This is a genomic window from Bradyrhizobium sp. SRS-191 (assembly GCF_024586915.1).
GTDB lineage: Bacteria > Pseudomonadota > Alphaproteobacteria > Rhizobiales > Xanthobacteraceae > Bradyrhizobium.
Window position 1 is genome coordinate 130,174 of the sequence record NZ_JANBVS010000006.1, and the last position, 16,766, is coordinate 146,939.

16 protein-coding genes are annotated in these 16,766 nt (G+C 65.5%); 12 read left to right on the plus strand and 4 right to left on the minus strand.

The features are described 5' to 3' along the window. Nucleotides 1-561: 561 nt before the first annotated feature. Genes NLR35_RS13255 through NLR35_RS13265 form a run of 3 tightly spaced genes read right to left on the minus strand, consistent with a single transcriptional unit; the run spans nt 562 to nt 2,677 of the window. Nucleotides 562-810 carry a DUF3297 family protein gene (locus tag NLR35_RS13255; protein ID WP_006614234.1) on the minus strand — a complete coding sequence of 83 codons (249 nt, stop codon included), beginning with the start codon at nt 808-810 and terminating at the stop codon, nt 562-564. Then, nucleotides 807-1,283: a glutathione peroxidase gene (locus tag NLR35_RS13260; protein ID WP_257166979.1), complete on the minus strand. Its 477-nt coding sequence runs from the start codon at nt 1,281-1,283 to the stop codon at nt 807-809. The genes NLR35_RS13255 and NLR35_RS13260 overlap by 4 nt, the downstream gene beginning before the upstream one ends. Beyond that, nucleotides 1,283-2,677: an amidase family protein gene (locus NLR35_RS13265; RefSeq protein ID WP_257166980.1), complete on the minus strand. Its 1,395-nt coding sequence runs from the start codon at nt 2,675-2,677 to the stop codon at nt 1,283-1,285. The genes NLR35_RS13260 and NLR35_RS13265 overlap by 1 nt, the downstream gene beginning before the upstream one ends. 402 nt (nt 2,678-3,079) lie before the next feature. Here NLR35_RS13265 and NLR35_RS13270 point away from each other — a divergent pair, with 402 nt between their 5' ends. Beyond that, nucleotides 3,080-4,183, plus strand: a complete 1,104-nt coding sequence (locus NLR35_RS13270) for a lactonase family protein (RefSeq protein WP_257166981.1) — start codon at nt 3,080-3,082, stop codon at nt 4,181-4,183. A gap of 222 nt (nt 4,184-4,405) precedes the next feature. Beyond that, nucleotides 4,406-4,840, plus strand: coding sequence for a group III truncated hemoglobin (locus NLR35_RS13275; RefSeq protein ID WP_257166982.1), 435 nt, complete (start codon nt 4,406-4,408; stop codon nt 4,838-4,840). Nucleotides 4,841-4,893: 53 nt separating this feature from the next. On the opposite strand, the gene NLR35_RS13280 is transcribed toward NLR35_RS13275, so the two are convergent. Continuing rightward, the gene (locus NLR35_RS13280; protein WP_006614239.1) at nt 4,894-5,151 is read right to left on the minus strand and encodes a DUF6894 family protein; all 258 of its coding nucleotides are present in this window, start codon (nt 5,149-5,151) and stop codon (nt 4,894-4,896) included. A 304-nt stretch (nt 5,152-5,455) separates the two neighbouring features. Between NLR35_RS13280 and pqqA the strand changes: the two genes are divergently transcribed. From pqqA to NLR35_RS13330, 10 genes are all read left to right on the plus strand, one after another. Then, nucleotides 5,456-5,536 carry a pyrroloquinoline quinone precursor peptide PqqA gene (gene pqqA / locus NLR35_RS13285; RefSeq protein WP_012029362.1) on the plus strand — a complete coding sequence of 27 codons (81 nt, stop codon included), beginning with the start codon at nt 5,456-5,458 and terminating at the stop codon, nt 5,534-5,536. 248 nt (nt 5,537-5,784) lie between these two features. Continuing rightward, nucleotides 5,785-6,714, plus strand: coding sequence for a pyrroloquinoline quinone biosynthesis protein PqqB (pqqB, locus tag NLR35_RS13290; RefSeq protein ID WP_257166983.1), 930 nt, complete (start codon nt 5,785-5,787; stop codon nt 6,712-6,714). A gap of 20 nt (nt 6,715-6,734) precedes the next feature. Beyond that, nucleotides 6,735-7,490, plus strand: coding sequence for a pyrroloquinoline-quinone synthase PqqC (pqqC, locus tag NLR35_RS13295; RefSeq protein WP_306577494.1), 756 nt, complete (start codon nt 6,735-6,737; stop codon nt 7,488-7,490). A gap of 153 nt (nt 7,491-7,643) precedes the next feature. Then, entirely contained in the window at nt 7,644-7,952 is a 309-nt protein-coding gene (pqqD, locus tag NLR35_RS13300; RefSeq protein ID WP_257166985.1) for a pyrroloquinoline quinone biosynthesis peptide chaperone PqqD, read from the plus strand. Then, entirely contained in the window at nt 7,949-9,142 is a 1,194-nt protein-coding gene (gene pqqE, locus NLR35_RS13305; RefSeq protein ID WP_257166986.1) for a pyrroloquinoline quinone biosynthesis protein PqqE, read from the plus strand. The genes pqqD and pqqE overlap by 4 nt, the downstream gene beginning before the upstream one ends. Next, complete coding sequence (gene pip / locus NLR35_RS13310; protein ID WP_257166987.1) at nt 9,135-10,112, plus strand: prolyl aminopeptidase; 978 nt, start codon at nt 9,135-9,137, stop codon at nt 10,110-10,112. The genes pqqE and pip overlap by 8 nt, the downstream gene beginning before the upstream one ends. 152 nt (nt 10,113-10,264) lie before the next feature. Further along, nucleotides 10,265-10,936, plus strand: coding sequence for a DUF4286 family protein (locus NLR35_RS13315; RefSeq protein WP_257166988.1), 672 nt, complete (start codon nt 10,265-10,267; stop codon nt 10,934-10,936). Between the two features lie 465 nt (nt 10,937-11,401). After that, entirely contained in the window at nt 11,402-13,201 is a 1,800-nt protein-coding gene (locus NLR35_RS13320; protein ID WP_257166989.1) for an FAD-dependent oxidoreductase, read from the plus strand. Then, entirely contained in the window at nt 13,171-15,021 is a 1,851-nt protein-coding gene (locus tag NLR35_RS13325; protein ID WP_257166990.1) for a 2-oxoacid:acceptor oxidoreductase subunit alpha, read from the plus strand. The genes NLR35_RS13320 and NLR35_RS13325 overlap by 31 nt, the downstream gene beginning before the upstream one ends. A 127-nt stretch (nt 15,022-15,148) precedes the next feature. Beyond that, the gene (locus NLR35_RS13330) at nt 15,149-16,204 is read left to right on the plus strand and encodes a 2-oxoacid:ferredoxin oxidoreductase subunit beta (protein WP_257166991.1); all 1,056 of its coding nucleotides are present in this window, start codon (nt 15,149-15,151) and stop codon (nt 16,202-16,204) included. The last annotated feature ends 562 nt before the right edge of the window (nt 16,205-16,766 follow it).

The following is a 16,766-nucleotide window of genomic DNA, read 5'->3' on the forward strand; positions in this document are numbered from 1 at the left end:
CCTCGAATAGTCCTCCGGGCGTGCGGGTCCGGTCGCGCCAACGCTGTTCGCGTCGCGCGTCACGGCCGATGCCGGCGGGGCGGATAAGGATGAGTGTAACGAAACGTGAGCGACGTTCAATAAATAATTTGAGCAACGCTCAATATTTCTGTCTCCATCCGCTTTTCCGCCGTCATCCCGGCGAACGCCGGGATCCATAACCACAGGGAGACGTGTGAGGCAGGCCTGTCGTGAGACCGCGCCACGCCACGACCGCCGCGGAGTATGGGTCCCGGGTCAAGCCCGGGACGACACCGGTGGAGACGATATGGCAGAGTTCGCAACAGCCATCGTAAATGCTGCGGGAACTATCCCCTGCCGCGGGCGATGACAGCTCGGGGTCGAACGCGCTCTCTCCGGGTCATTGCGAGCGAAGCGAAGCAATCCAGAGTCCTTACTCGGCCCTGGATCGCGTCGCGGAGCCTGTCATCCGGCCGCGCTTCGCGCGGACCGGGTGGCTCGCGATGACGCTGGAGAAGCTGACCTCAGATCCAATTCGACAGAGGCTCGCCCCCCCGCCCCTCAATCCTTGAAATACGGCTCCACCGGGCCGTGGACCTTGATGGTCAGCGGGTTGCCGTGGCGGTCCTTGGCGGTGCCGGCGGCGACGCGGATCCAGCCTTCGCTGATGCAGTATTCCTCGACATTGGTCTTCTCGGCGCCCTTGAAGCGGATGCCGACGTCGCGCGACAGGATCTCCGCATTGTAATAGGGGCTCTTCGGATCGACCGAGAGGCGGTCGGGGAAGGTGAAGGTCTCGTTGTCGCTCACAGCAGTGCCTCGATCTCTTTCTTCAGCGCCTCGGGCGTGGTGGTCGGCGCATGGCGCGACACCACGCGGCCAGAGCGATCGACCAGGAACTTGGTGAAATTCCATTTGATCGCCGAACCCAGGAGGCCCGTCTTCTCGCCCTTCAGGAACTTGTAGAGTGGGTGCGCCTCGGCGCCGTTGACGTCGATCTTCGCGAACAGCGGGAAGGTGACATCGTACTTCGTCGAGCAGAACGCGCCGATCTCCTCGGCCGTGCCGGGCTCCTGGGCGCCGAACTGGTTACAGGGAAAACCGAGCACGGCAAAGCCCCTGCCCGCATAGGCGCGGTGCAGCGCCTCGAGGCCGCGATATTGCGGCGTGAAGCCGCAGGCGCTGGCCGTGTTGACGATCAAGAGCACCTGGCCCTCGAAGCGTTTCAGCGGCACCTCCTCGCCCGTGAGCGAGACGGCGGTGAAATCGGTGATGCTGGCCATCAGCCCAGCACCGGGTCGATCGGCGAGGGCGGCGTGCCGCCGGCCTCGATGGCCTCGCCCGCCGCGAGGCACATGTCTTCGCGAAAACGCTGGCCGACGAGCTGCACGCCGACCGGGACGCGGCCGACCATGCCGGTCGAGACCACGAGGCCCGGCAGGCCGAAGAAGGGAATCGCGATCTGCGTCAGCTGGGCGTGCCAGACCTGCTTGAAGGACTCCTCGTCCTTGCGGTCGAGCTGGTCGGCGAACGGCAGCATGCCCGACACGGGCATCAGCAGCAGGGGATGCTGCTCCATGAACAGGAGCCATTGCCGGGTCAGCGCGGCGCGGCGCGCGAGCGTCGCCGACAGGTCGAACGGATGCACCTTGTCCCGGTTGCCGCGCAGGCAGGCGAGCGCGCCGGGGTCGCCTTCCGTCTCGGCCGCGGCGAGCTGGGCCTCGTAGCCGTCGCCGAGCCAGAGCCGTGTCTGCAGCAGCGCGGCCTCCTGCATCGGCGGCGTGTCCTGGATTTCTTCCACGGTCCAGCCGGCGGCCTCGAGCCGCCTGGCGGCGTCGCGCAGCGCGGCAACGACCTCGGGCACTGGATTGAGGCCATCGGGATTGACGCAGAGCGTGACGCGCTTCGGCAGCGGAGGCCCTTCGAGCGGCACCGGCATCCACCAGATATCGCGGACGTCGCGCGCCGACATCGCGGCCAGCGCGATCCTGACGTCGTTGACCGTGCGGGCGAGCGGGCCGGAGACGGCGCTGATCTGCGGACCGATCGGGCGCTCCGGCAGGCAGGTGTTGAAGGCGGGGATGCGGCCGACTGTCGGGCGCAGGCCGTGGATGCCGCAGGCATAGGCGGGATAGCGCACGGAGCCGGCGATATCGGTGCCGTGGCCGATATGGCCGATGCCGGCGGCGGTCGCCGAGCCGGCGCCGCCCGAGGAGCCGCCCGGCGTGATCCCGGGGTCGCGCGGGTTCTTGGTGTGGCCGTGGATGAGGTTGCTGGTGAACCAGCGATACGACACCGCCGGCGTGTTGGTGCGGCCGAGCAGCACGGCGCCGGCCTTGACGAAATTGTTGACCACCGGGTTATGCGCCGAGGCGATGGCGTCCTTCTGCAGGTTGAGGCCGTTGGTGGTGGCGTAGCCGGCCTGGTCGACATTGACCTTGATCGTCACCGGCACGCCGGCGAGCGGCCCCGGATCCTCGCCGCGCGCCAGGCGCGCATCGATCGCGTCGGCCTGCTGCAGCACGTCCTCGGGGCGGTGGTCGATCACGGCGTTGATCGCCGGGTTGACCGCGTCGAGCCGCGCCAGCGCTGACGTCGCGGCGTCCCGCGCGGAGACCTGTTTCGACTTGATGAGGGCGGCGAGATCGGCAGCCGGCAGGCGCCAGAGATCGGTCATGGGGAGCTCCGTGGTGGTCCCGCGTTCTTAGCGCGACGGAGAGCACGGAGAAAGCCGTGCGCCGGGCGAGGTGGCCATGCACAAGCGCGGCCCAGCTCGCCTGCGTCTCACGCGCGTGTTGCAGAGCAGTCGCGCCCGCGGCCGTCCTTCGAGACGCCCGCCTCCGGCGGGCTCCTCAGGACGAGGGCGGAGGGTGTGGCGCCGAACGATGGCGGCGCATCGCACTGCTTCCCCTCATGGTGAGGAGCGCCGCTCGCGGCGCGTCTCGAACCATGAGGCCCCAAAGGCTTCCACTGGAGATCAATACCCATCCTGCATCGATCGATCCGGAATCAGGCTTGGCCAAGCTTCACAATCGACTTTAAGAGCTGAAGCAACAACATCACGACAGGGGGAAACAACATGATCAGATCGGGCACCATCATGGCCGCAACATTCGTCCTCGCAGCGGCAGCCACGCTGGCGCCGCGCGCGGGCCACGCCGAGACCTACGCCTATGTCGGCAATGCCGACAGCAACGACATCAGCGTGTTCAAGTTCGATGCCGCCTCCGGCGAGATGAGCCCCGTGCAGACGGCCGCCTTTGTCAGCGTCGAGAAGCCGGGATCCTCGACCCCGCTCGCGGTCAGCCCGGACAGACGCGTGCTGATCGCAGGCGTGCGCTCGCAGCCTTACCTCGCCGAGAGTTTTGCCATCGACGCCAAGACCGGCCAGCTCACGCATCTCGGCAATGGACCGCTCGCCGACAGCATGGCCAACATCGCCTTCGACCGCACCGGCAAGCTGCTGTTCAGCGCCTCCTATGGCGGCAACAAGGTGGCGGCGAACCCGGTGCAGGCGAATGGCGTCGTCGCAGTCCCGAGCCAGGTGATCCCGACCGGGTTGAACGCTCACGCCTTCCTGCCCTCGCCCGACAACCGCTTCGTGTTCGCGACCAATCTCGGCTCCGACCAGGTGCTCGGCTTCGCCTTCGATGCCGCCACGGGCGCGCTGACGGCCAAGGACGCGCTGACGGTGAAGACGCCGGAGAAGTCAGGCCCGCGCCACTTCATCTTCCACCCGAACGGCAAGTTCATCTATCTCCTGCACGAGCTCAACGCCGATCTTGCCGTCTATGCGTATGACGCTGACAAGGGCACGTGGACCGAGCAGCAGCGCCTCACCACCCTGCCCCCTGGCTTCACCGGCAAGCCCTGGGCGGCCGATCTTCATGCGACGCCGGATGGCAAGTTTCTCTACACTTCGGAGCGCGGCTCGAACACGCTGGCCGCATTCAAGATCGATGCGGACAGCGGGCGCCTGAACCTGATCGGCAGCGTGCCGACCGAGACCCAGCCGCGCGGCTTCGCCATCGATCCCACCGGCCACTATCTCGCCGCGGTCGGCGAGGTGTCCAACGGCATGACGGTGTACAAGATCGACCCGAGCAGCGGTGCGCTGGAGAAGGTGAAGTCGACCGCGGTCGGCAAGAAGCCGAACTGGGTGGAGTTCGTCAGCCTGCCTTGAGCGGCGGGTCTGTGCGGCGGCACTGCCGCCGCGGCCATCCTTCGAGACGCGCGCCCGAGGGCGCGCTCCTCAGGATGAGGGCGGAGGATGCGGCTAGAACTCTTAAGGCGTGTCACGCGGCCTCTCCTCATGGTGAGGAGGCGCAACGCGCCGTCTCGAACCATGAGGCCCCAGTGCGCTCCGGCGTTTCCTTCCGCACGATCCATCCCTATATACAGCGCCATGAACAGTCCCGCGCCGCAGACCGATCGTCATCCCCTCGCCGTCCAGCATCCGGACCTCGATGACGCCGCGATCCGCCTGCTGGTCGAGACGTTCTACGGCCGTGCGCGCGAGGACGAGCTGATCGGCCCGATCTTCAACCGCACGGTCGAGGACTGGGACGAGCATATCGGCCGGATCAGCGATTTCTGGTCGTCGATGTTCCTGAAGACGGGACGCTACAGCGGCGCACCGATGCGACCGCATTTGTTGCTGGAGTTGCACGGCCCGCATTTCGACCGCTGGCTGCAGCTGTTCGAGGCGACGGCGAAGGACCTGTTCGCGCCTGAGCTCGCCGAGCTCTTCATCATCCGCGCCCGCCGTATTGCGGACAGTTTCGAGATGGGAATCGCCAGCACCCGCGGCGAGCTGGTCCGGCCCCGTCATTCCGTCTGAGCCCATCCGTCTGAGCCCGCGCCGCCCGCGTGCGATCCGCGGCACGGCGCCGCTCAGTGCCGCGTCATCGATTGCGCGGTCATGTTGAAGATCGCCTCGGAGAACGGAAACTCCAGCACGATCTCGCCATCCTCGTCGGTGACCTCGATGACGGCCGTCATCAGCGCCGCGTTGCCGCCTTCGGTGCGCAACAGTTCCTTGATCATGTCGCGCGCGACTTCCCAGGCGCGGTCGGGATTGCGCAGCACTTCGCCGTCGGTGTCGGAGACCAGTTCCTCGCCGATCCGTGTGTTGAAGAAATATCTAGGCATCGTCAGTTTCCAATGGGGTCACACGCTGGGATTTTGAAGTCTCGAACCTCTCACAACCGCTTTATCCGCCCGCGTCGCGCCCCAAGCTAATGGCGGAACAGGACGGCGGTGCGAAGCCTTCGATCACGAATTCGTTGTTTTCGCGGCTCAAACCGACGAAAAACGCAGCAATTCGCGTTTGCGACTTCGCACTGCAATAAGCGGGCCTGAGACGTTCAAACAAAAAGATTCCACTGGCGAACTTTTCGTAGCACGGTAGTTTAATGCTGAGGACGATAACCGTCCCGTCTTGAAGGAGAGGACAATGGCCTGGAAAGCACCGAAGATTGTTGAAGTGCCGGTCGGCATGGAAATCAACATGTACGCCTGCGCCGCCCGCAAATAATTCGCGGGTGTGACGTCCAGGTCCCGGCGAGAAGCTCCCGCCCGATCCGGACGTCGACGCTTGAGGGTGGGGGTCAGCGATCGCGTACGGGCCAGCGCCGATGCGCGGGTTTTGGCGCAGATCCGATGTCCCACCCTCGTCGCCTTCGTGGCCTGCTGATCGATCTGACCTCTGGTCGATCTGATCGCTGGCCATCCTGCCGCCGGTAATCGCGTGCGCCATCACAGCTGAATTCCAGGAGACGGCTCATGCTTCGCCTCGTCGTCCTGGGCGCCGCCGCGGGCGGCGGAGTCCCGCAGTGGAATTGCGGCTGCGCCGTGTGCCGCGCCGCGCGCACGGACCATCCCGAGATCCGCAACAGCCAGGCCTCGGTCGCCGTCAGCGCCGACGGCGCCAACTGGTTCCTGGTCAACGCCTCGCCGGACCTGCGCCAGCAGGTCACCGCGACGCCGCAACTGCATCCCAAGCCCGGCGCGCTGCGCCACAGCCCGATCGCCGGCGTGATCCTGACCAATGGCGAGATCGACGCGGTCACCGGGCTGCTGTCGATGCGGGAGAGCTCGCCGTTTTCGATCCATGCCCACCCGAAGGTGCTTGCGATCCTCAAGTCCAACAACATCTTCGATGTGTTGAAGGAAGAGAACGTCAAGCGCGTGCCGATCGTGATCGACGTCCCGTTCCGCCCCACGCTGCAGGACGGCGCGCCGTCGGGACTGGAGATCACCGCGTTCGCCGTGACCGGCACCAGCGCCTGGTATCTGCGCGACAAGCAGCATCCGGGCGGCAGCTCCTCGACCGGCGACACGCTCGGCCTGAAGATCGAGGACGTCGAGAGCGGGCAATATGCCTATGTCATCGCCGCCTGCGCCGACGTCGACTTCGACTTGAAAACGAGATTGAAAGGCGCGCCGCTGGTGCTGTTCGACGGCACGGTGTGGCGCGACGACGAGATGATCCAGGCCGGGCTCGGCAACAAGACCGGGCAGAGCATGGGACATATCGCGATGTCCGGAGAAAGCGGCGCGATCAAGCAGCTGGCGGACCTCGGGATCGGCAGGAAGATCTTCCTGCACATCAACAACTCCAATCCGGCGTGGCTGCACGCCTCACCCGAGCGGCAAACGTTGGAACGCGAGGGATGGGAAATCCCCGCTGAAGGGATGGAGATCGTACTGTGAGTGAGGTCAATCTGAGCGGAATGACGGCGCTGTCGATCGGACGCGGCGTGACGCTGAACAATGCGAGCGAATTGGAAGCGGCGCTGCGCCACATCGGCGCTGTGCGCTATCACAACCACCATCCGTTCCATAAGCTGCTGCACAGCGGCAAGCTCAACAAGGGCCAGGTGCAGGCCTGGGCGCTGAACCGCTACTACTACCAGTCGACGATCCCGCTGAAGGACGCGATGGTGATGACGCGCTTCCGCGACCGCGCCACGCGGCTGGAATGGCGGCATCGCATCGAGGATCATGACGGTGACGTCGGCAGCGAAGGCGGCATCGAGCGCTGGATCAAGCTCACGGAAGGCCTCGGCCTCGACACGGCCTACGTGGAATCCACCGAGGGCATCCTGCCGGCGACGCGCTTCGCCGTGGAGGCCTATGTGCATTTCTGCCGCGACCGCTCGCCGCTCGAGGCGATCGCCTCGTCGCTGACCGAGCTGTTCGCGCCCGGTATCCATGAAGAGCGCATCTCGGGGATGCTGGAGCACTACGACTTCGTCAACAACGACACGATGAGCTACTTCAAGCGCCGCCTCACCCAGGCGCCGCGCGATGCGAACTTCGCGCTGCATTACGTGAAGGAGCATGCGACAACGCCGGAGCAGCGCGCCGCCGTGTGCAATGCGCTGATCTTCAAGACCAACGTGCTGTGGGTACAGCTCGACGCGCTGTATCACGCGTATGTCGAGGGCCACATCCCGCCCGGCGCGTTCGTGCCGAAGGAGGGATAGCGTTGCGCTTGTGGATCACAGCTGCCGCCGCACGAATGGTGCGCTCCCCTCCCCCCGGGCGAAGCGGAGCTTCGCTAGGCGGGGAGGGGAGTTGCACCGCGTGCTGGGCGGCCGCCCTGCTCTCTCGATAGAACGCCTTAGAGATATCTCACCATGGCCCCGCGTCACATCCAGGTCACCGAAACCAGCCGCGTGGTGCTGCCGCGGCATACCAAGTTGAAATATGACGAGACGCGGCAGGTGTGGGTGATCCTCGCGCCGGAGCGCGTGCTGGCGCCGGATGAGATCGCGGTCGAGGTGCTCAAGCTGTGCGACGGCGCGCGCAGCGTCGCTGATATCATCGACGAGCTCGCGGCGAAATATGCCGCGCCGCGCGATGTCATTGCCACGGACGTCGTCGCGATGTTGCAGGATCTCGCCGACAAGGGCTTTCTCACCGAGGTTCGGGAGACGACGACATGACCGAGCTCACCGAGACCACGCCGCAGATCGACAGCAATGACAGCCTCGCCGTGCTGGAGCGCCGCGGCTCTGTGGCCGAGACATACGGCATTCCGCTGGCCGTGCTGCTCGAGCTCACCCATCGCTGCCCGCTGCAGTGCCCGTATTGCTCCAACCCGCTCGAGCTCGACAGATCCGGGCAGGAGCTGACGACGGCCGAGTGGAAAAAGGTGCTGTCGGAGCTTGCCGAGATCGGCGTGCTGCAGGTGCATTTCTCCGGCGGCGAGCCGACTGCGCGCAAGGACATCGTCGAGCTGGTCCAGCACGCCAACGAGGTCGGCCTCTACACCAACCTGATCACCTCGGCCGTGCTGCTCACGCGGGAGCGGCTGAAAGAGCTGGCCGATGCCGGCCTGTGCCACGTGCAGATCAGCTTCCAGGGCAATGAGCCCGTGGTCGCCGACCGTGTCGGCGGCTACAAGGGCGGCCATGCCAAGAAGCTCGAGGTGGCGCGCTGGACCCGGGAGCTCGACCTGCCGCTGACGGTCAACGCCGTCATGCACCGGCAGAACCTGCATCAGTTGCCCGACATCATCCAGATGGCGGTCGATCTCGACGCCGACCGGCTCGAGGTCGCCAACGTGCAATATTACGGCTGGGCGCTGAAGAACCGCGCCAGCCTGATGCCGACCTATCAGCAGCTCGAAGAAACCGATCGGTTGGTCGAAGACGCGCGCGAGCGGCTGAAGGGCACGCTGACGATCGACTACGTCGTGCCGGACTACTACGCGCTGCGGCCGAAGAAGTGCATGGGGGGCTGGGGCCGGCAGTTCTTCAACATCTCGCCCTCGGGCAAGGTGCTGCCGTGCCATGCCGCCGAGAGCATCACCGGGCTCGACTTCATGTCGGTGCGCTCGAACAATTCCATTGCGTGGATCTGGCAGAACTCCGAGGCCTTCAACCGCTATCGCGGCACCGGCTGGATGAAGGAGCCGTGCAAGAGCTGCGAGTTCCGCGAGATCGATTTCGGCGGCTGCCGCTGCCAGGCCTTCGCGCTGACCGGCGACGCCGCCAACACCGATCCCGCCTGCACGCTGTCGCCGCTGCACGAGAGCATCTTCAAGCAGGCCGAGCGCGATGCGGCCTCCGGCCAGGACCGCTTCCTGTATCGCAACTTCGCCGGTGGCACGCCCGAGAGCAACGATGCCTGACGCCGAAGCCGGCCGCCGCAACGATCCGTTCGCGCCGCTGACGTCGGAATGGCTCGACGTCTCCGGCGGCCACCAGATCTATGTCGAGAGCAGCGGCCGCGTCGGCGGCCTGCCCGCCGTCTATCTGCATGGCGGCCCCGGCTCCGGCTGCCAGCCGGATCACCGCCGGCTGTTCGATCCCGAGCGCTTCCATGCCGTGCTGTTCGACCAGCGCGGCGCCGGCCGCTCGAAGCCTGCGCGCAGCCGCGACAACAACACCCTGCCCGATCTGATTGCCGACATGGAGGCAATCCGGGAGAAGTTCGGCTTCGAGACGTGGATCGTCGCTGGCGGCTCCTGGGGCGCGACCTTGGCGCTGGCTTATGCGCAGGCCTATCCAACGCGGGTCACAGGGCTGGTGCTGCGCGCAACCTTTCTCGGCACCCGCGCCGAGGTGGACATGGCGTTCGGCGAGACGCTGGCGCGGTTTCACCCTGCACTCCACCGCGACTTCCTGGAGATGCTGCCCGAAGCCGAGCGCGCCAATCCCTGCGACGCCTACTTCCGCCGCATCCTCGATCCCGATCCCGCCATCCACGGCCCGGCGGCGCGGGCCTGGCACGATGTCGAGCGGGCGCTGTCGGAAGTGAAGCCCGCGCGGACCCATCTCGACCGCCTCGCCATCCGCTCCGGCAGCGCCTTGCCGGCGACGCCGTTCATGGAGGCGCATTACTTCTCCCACGACAGCTTCATGGCGCCGGACCAGCTGCTGCGCGATGCGACCAAGCTCGCCGGCATTCCCGGCATCATCGTGCAGGGCCGCTACGACCTGCTCTGCCCGCCCTCGACCTCGGCGAAGCTCGCCGAGATCTGGCGCGACGCCGAAATCCGTGTCGTTGAAGCCGCAGGTCACAATCTTTATGACCCCGGCATCCGCGATGCGGTCATGAAAGCCATCTGCGATCTGGCGACGCGCACGAGCGCGCCTTAAACACATCACTCATTCCCCTCATGCTGAGGAGGCGCGGCAGCGCCGTCTCGAAGCATGAGGCCCGTGACCTCTCCGGGCCTCATCCTTCGAGACGGCCGCCATTGGCGGCCTCCTCAGGATGAAGGTCAGCACACGCACCAGGAGGCTTCGAGATGCCCATCGCCGGGAAAGGCATGCTGTTGACGTCGATGAACATCGACCCAGCGTACGAGGCCGACTTCAATCGCTGGTACGACAGCGAGCATCTCGAGGAGCGCGTCGCGATCCCAGGCTTCATCGAGGCGCGGCGTTATGTCGCCGAGCAGGGCAGCCCGAAATATCTCTGCCTGTATTCGACCGAGACGATCGACGTGCTCGACAGCGACGCCTATCGCGCGCGGCTCGAAGCACCGACGGACTGGTCGAAGACGGTCATGGCGCGGTTCAAGAACATGCTCCGCAGTGTCGCGCGGATCACGATCTCGAAGGGCGCGGGACGCGGCGCCGTGCTCGGCATCATCCGGCTGCGGCCGAAGCCGGGGCAGGATGAAGCGCTGCGGGATGCGCTGCAGATCGAGCTCGATCCGCGCGAGCTCAGAGGCGTGATCTCGATGCACCTGCTCGAAGGCGATGCCGATCTGTCCGGTCCCGCGGCTGGTGTCCCAGCAACCTCACGCGATGCCGATTGGTTCATCCTAATCGACGGTACCGACAGCCACGCGATTGCGACGCTGATGACGACACGCTTCGCCGCTGTCGATGGACCTTTGGCGACGCAGATCTCGGCCGGCATCTACCGCCTGATGTGGGACCTCAGCCGCGCGGACATCGCGTCTACGAACTAAGTGAGAGCCCCGTCTCTCTCCACGCGTCATGGCCGGGCTTGTCCCGGCCATCCACGTCGTTCAACATCCTGGGAAGCGCGTGGATGCCCGGGTCAAGCCCGGGCATGACGACAGAGTGTGTGGCGGTTCGCGTGCTCCACTCATTTATTCTCTAGCCTCAGTCCATCATCGTCACTCGTCTGCCATCCTCACCGCATATCCCGCATCGCAACACATGGCGGCTTCGCGACTGCAATGCGGCATTGCACACTGTGTATGAGCAGCAGCTCTGCAAATTTGCCTTTGTGCGCGCCTTGGAATGGCTCTAGTCTGATATGACTATTCAATTGAGCCATTCAAAAAACAGAAGGGCGACGACCAGGGCCTGCTCCGGACCTCAACCGATCCTCTGCTGATCCTGATCATCAGTCGTCCTCACGTCAGGAAGGCCGCGCGCTCGTGGTTCGCCGCGCGGACAGGGTAGGAATGAGAGCGACTGATATCTCGGCGCCCGACTACTTTCACAAAGTGGTCGATTGCCAATGGGCTTGTCCCGCACACACGCCGGTCCCCGAATACATTCGCCTGATCGCTGAGGGTCGCTATAGCGACGCCTACATGATCAATTGGAAGTCGAACGTCTTCCCCGGCATTCTCGGACGCACCTGCGATCGCCCCTGCGAGCCCGCCTGCCGGCGCGGCCGCGTCGAGGAGAGCCCGGTCGCGATCTGCCGCCTGAAGCGCGTCGCCGCCGATTTCAAGGACGACGTGCAGCAGCGCATGCCGCGGCCCGTGCCGAAAAACGGCCGGCGCATCGCGCTGGTCGGCGGCGGCCCGGCGTCGCTGACGGTGGCGCGTGATCTCGCGCCGCTCGGCTATCACTGCACCGTGTTCGACGCCGATCCCAAGCCCGGCGGCATGATGCGCTCGCAGATTCCAAAGTTCCGCCTGCCCGACAGCGTGATCGACGAGGAGACGGGCTACGTGCTCAGCCTCGGCGTCGACTACAAGGCCGGCCATCGCGTCAACAGCCTCAAGGCGCTGCTGGCCGACAACTATGATGCCGTCTTCATCGGCTCCGGCGCGCCACGCGGCCGCGAGCTGAACATTCCCGGCCGGAAGGAAGCCGCCGCCAACATCCATCTCGGCATCGACTGGCTGTCCAGCGTCTCGTTCGGCCACACCGACAAGATCGGCAAGCGCGTGATCGTCCTCGGCGGCGGCAACACCGCGATGGACTGCTGCCGCACCGCACGCCGCCTCGGCGGCGAGGACGTCAAGGTCATCGTCCGCTCCGGCTTCGAGGAGATGAAGGCCTCGCCCTGGGAGAAAGAGGACGCGCTGCATGAGGACATTCCGATCCTCAACTATCTGGTTCCGGTCGCCTTCACGCACGACAACGGCAAGCTGACTGGCGTCACTTTCCAGAAGGTGAAGGCAGAATATGACGACAAGGGCCGGCGTTCACTGGTGCCCTCGGGCGAGCCCGATCAGACGTTCGAATGCGACGACGTGCTGGTTGCCGTCGGCCAGGAAAATGCCTTCCCCTGGATCGAAGCCGATTGCGGCATCGCGTTCGACAAATGGCACATGCCGGTCGTCGATGCGAAAACGTTCGTCTCCACCAATCCAAAGGTGTTCTTCGGCGGCGATGCCGCGTTCGGTCCGAAGAACATCATCTGGGCGGTTGCGCAGGGCCACGAGGCGGCGCTGTCGATCCATCGTCTTCTCTCCGGCGAGGACATCACCGAGCGGCCGCTGCCGGAGGTGCATGTCTCGTCGCAGAAGATGGGCATCCACGAATGGAGCTACGACAACGACATCTCGGCCGACAAGCGCTTCAAGGTGCCGCATCGCGACAAGGTGGTGGCGTTGAAGGACATCCGCGCCGAGGTCGAGCTCGGCTACGACGTCAAGCTCGCACTCGGCGAGGCGCATCGCTGCCTGAACTGCGACGTGCAGACGGTGTTCTCCAACACGCTGTGCATCGAATGCGACGCCTGCGCCGACATCTGCCCGATGGACTGCATCACCTTCACCGAGAATGGCGAGGAGGCCGATCTGCGCTCGCGGCTGCGGGCGCCGTCTGTTCATCCCGACCAGGACCTCTACGTGTCATCGGATCTCAAGACCGGACGCGTGATGGTGAAGGACGAGGACGTCTGCCTCCATTGCGGCCTGTGCGCCGAACGCTGCCCCACCGGTGCGTGGGACATGCAGAAGTACTTCATCGAGACCACTCACGCAGGTAACGCATGTCCCAGCAAGCGCCGCTCAGCAGCGTAAACGACTTCGTCGTCCGCTTCGCCAACGTCAACGGCTCCGGCTCGGCCAGCGCCAACGAGCTGTTCGCGCGCGCCGTGCTCCGCCACGGCGTGCCGGTGAGCCCCCGCAACATCTTCCCGTCCAACATCCAGGGCCTGCCGACCTGGTACGAGGTGCGCGTCACCGAGGCCGGCCATCTCGGCGCGCGCGGCGGCGGCACCGACCTGATGGTCGCGATGAATCCGCAGACCTGGGACAAGGACGTCGCCGGCATCGTGCCGGGCGGCTATCTGTTCTACGATTCGACCAAGCCGATGCCGTCGACCAAGTTCCGCGACGACGTGAACGTCATCGGCGTGCCGCTGACCGCGATCACCAACTCGACCTACTCGGACCCGCGCCAGCGCCAGCTGTTCAAGAACATCATCTATCTCGGCGCGCTCTCGGCGCTGCTCGAGATGGACCCGAAACTGATCGAGCAATTGATCGGCGAGCAGTACAAGGGCAAGGAGAAGCTGCTCTCCTCCAACGTCCATGCGCTGCATCTCGGCCGCGACTGGGCGCTGCAGAACCTGAAATGCCCGATCGGCCTGCGCATCAGGAAGGCGGACAAGGTCGGCGACCGCATCTTCCTCGAAGGCAACAATGCCGCCGCGCTCGGCGCCGTCTATGGCGGCGCCACGGTGTGCGCCTGGTACCCGATCACGCCGTCATCCTCGGTGGCCGAGGCGTTCACCAATCACTGCAAGAAGCTGCGGCATGATCCGGCGACGGGCCAGGCCAAATACGCCATCGTGCAGGCCGAGGACGAGCTCGCCTCGATCGGCATGGTGGTCGGCGCGTCCTGGAACGGCGCCCGCGCCTTCACCACGACCTCGGGGCCCGGCGTCTCGCTGATGACGGAGTTCATCGGCCTCTCCTACTTCGCCGAGATCCCGGCCGTGATCATGAACGTGCAGCGCGCCGGCCCCTCCACGGGCATGCCGACCCGGACGCAGCAATGCGATCTGATAGCCTGCGGCTATGCCTCGCACGGTGATACCAAGCACGTGATGCTGTTCCCCGAGGATCCCGCGGAGGCGTTCGAATTCGCCGCCGCTTCGTTCGATCTCGCCGAGCGGCTGCAGACCACCGTCTTCCTGATGCTCGATTTGGACATCGGCATGAACCAGCGGCTGTGTCGGCCGCTGAAATGGGACGACGCCAAGCAGTATGACCGCGGCAAGGTGATGACGGCCGAGATGCTCGACGAAGGCCGCGACTTCGGCCGCTATCTCGACGTCGATGGCGACGGCATTCCGTTCCGCACCCTTCCCGGCACGCATCCGACTGAGGGATCCTACTTCACCCGCGGCACCTCGCGTGACCGCTACGCGCGCTATTCGGAAGAAGGCGCCGTCTATGCCGACAACGTGCAGCGTCTCTTGCGCAAGTTCCAGACGGCGCAGGACATGGTGCCGCGTCCGTTGCAGGCCAATGCGGCCAAGCCGACCAAATACGGCGTGATCTATTTCGGCTCGACCGCGCCGGCGATGGACGAGGCGATCGAATTGCTGGAGGCCCGCGGCCACCAGCTGGATCGCCTTCGCATCCGCGCCTTCCCGTTCCATTCCAGCGTCGCGAGCTTCGTGGCCGAGCACGACTTCGTCTATGTGGTCGAGCAGAACCGCGATGCCCAGCTGCGCCAGCTGATCGTCACCGAGAACGGCATCGACCCGGTGCGCCTCGTGCCGATCCTGCATTATGACGGCACCCCGATCACCGCGCGCTTCATCGCCGAGGCGATCGGCACCCATCAGGACCAGATCAAGGTGACCCCGCTGCGGAAGGCCGTGTCATGATGCGGCCCCTACTCTCTCCTCCGTCATGCCCGGGCTTGACCCGGGCATCCACGTCCCTCCGCCCGGCACCCACGTGGATGGCCGGGTCAAGCCCGGCCATGACGACGCCGGTTGATGCGAGGCTCTCATGACCTACATCGCAAAGCCGAAATTCCAGCATCCCGGGATCAAGAAGAACGCGCTCGGCTACAGCCATCGCGACTACGAGGGCAAGATCTCGACCCTGTGCGCCGGCTGCGGCCACGACTCGATCACCGCCTCGATCATCGAGGCCTGCTTCGAGCTGTCGATCGAGCCGCATCGGGTGGCGAAGATCTCCGGCATCGGCTGCTCGTCGAAGACGCCGGACTACTTCCTCGGCAATTCGCACGGCTTCAACACCGTGCACGGCCGCATGCCCTCGGTGCTGACCGGCGCCAATCTCGCCAACCGCGAGCTGATCTATCTCGGCGTCTCCGGCGACGGCGATTCCGCCTCGATCGGCTTCGGCCAGTTCGCGCATGCGATCCGGCGCGGCGTCAACATGACCTATATCGTCGAGAATAACGGCGTCTACGGCCTGACCAAGGGCCAGTTCTCGGCCACCGCCGACCGCGGCTCGAAGTCGAAGAAGGGCGTCACCAACACCGACAACCCGATCGACCTCGTCGGCATCGCGCTGCAATTGGGCGCGACCTATGTCGCGCGCTCGTTCTCCGGCGACAAGAAGCAGCTGGTGCCGATCATCGAGGGCGCGATCCGGCACAAGGGGGCGGCGTTCATCGACGTCATCAGCCCGTGCATCGCCTTCAACAATCACGCCGGCTCGACCAAGAGCTTCGATTATGTCCGCGAACACAACGACGCCGTGAACCGGCTGGACGTGCTGACCGGGCGCGATCCGATCGAGATCGACCAGGATCCCGGCACGGTGCAGATCGTCGAGCAGCACGACGGCTCGCGGCTGGCGCTGCGCAAGCTCGACGCCGACTACGATCCGCACGACCGGCTGGGCGCGATGACCTTCCTGCAGAGGCACGCCGCACAGGGCCAGATCGTGACCGGGTTGTTGTACGTCGATCCCGAGGCCGACGACCTGCACAGCCACCTCAATACGGTGGAGCGGCCGCTGAACCGGATGGAAGCGGCGGATCTGTGCCCGGGGCAAAGCGTGCTCGACAAGATCAATGCGAGCCTGCGATAGGACAGCAGAGTGCCGGGTTAACAGCCTGCCCTTCACCGCCCTTCGAGACGCCCGCCTCCGGCGGGCTCCTCAGGACGAGGGCGGAGCATGTAGCAACATAGAGCCCGAGTGAGCCCCACGCTCACCCCTCTCCATGAGGACGCGGCTCACGGTCGATGTACATTCCGGCTTCGGAGCCGGACGATCTCTGTCTGATGATCGCGTTCAGACCAGCCTGCAACCTCCGCACCGCTCCGCGATGCAGTGCCCTCGCCCCTTGTGGGAGAGGGCAGCGAAGGCCGATCCTCACGCTCGTTCGGGTGAGGGGTTCTCTCCGCGAGTGCAACACGTTGAGGCAGACCCCTCACCCGACCGAGGTCGTTGCGCTGCCATCCATGCCCTCTCCCACAAGGGGCGAGGGCGCAGTCACGGCCGTCGCGCCCGCGGCGAGGTCGATTGGTTCCCGCTTCTCCATGTGGTTGCTATGGGAGCCCGACAGCGACCTCATGGTCTGGGTGCAGCACGCTCCGTGCTGGAGGCTCATGGTGAGGAGCGCCGCAGGCGCGTCTCGAACCATGAGGCC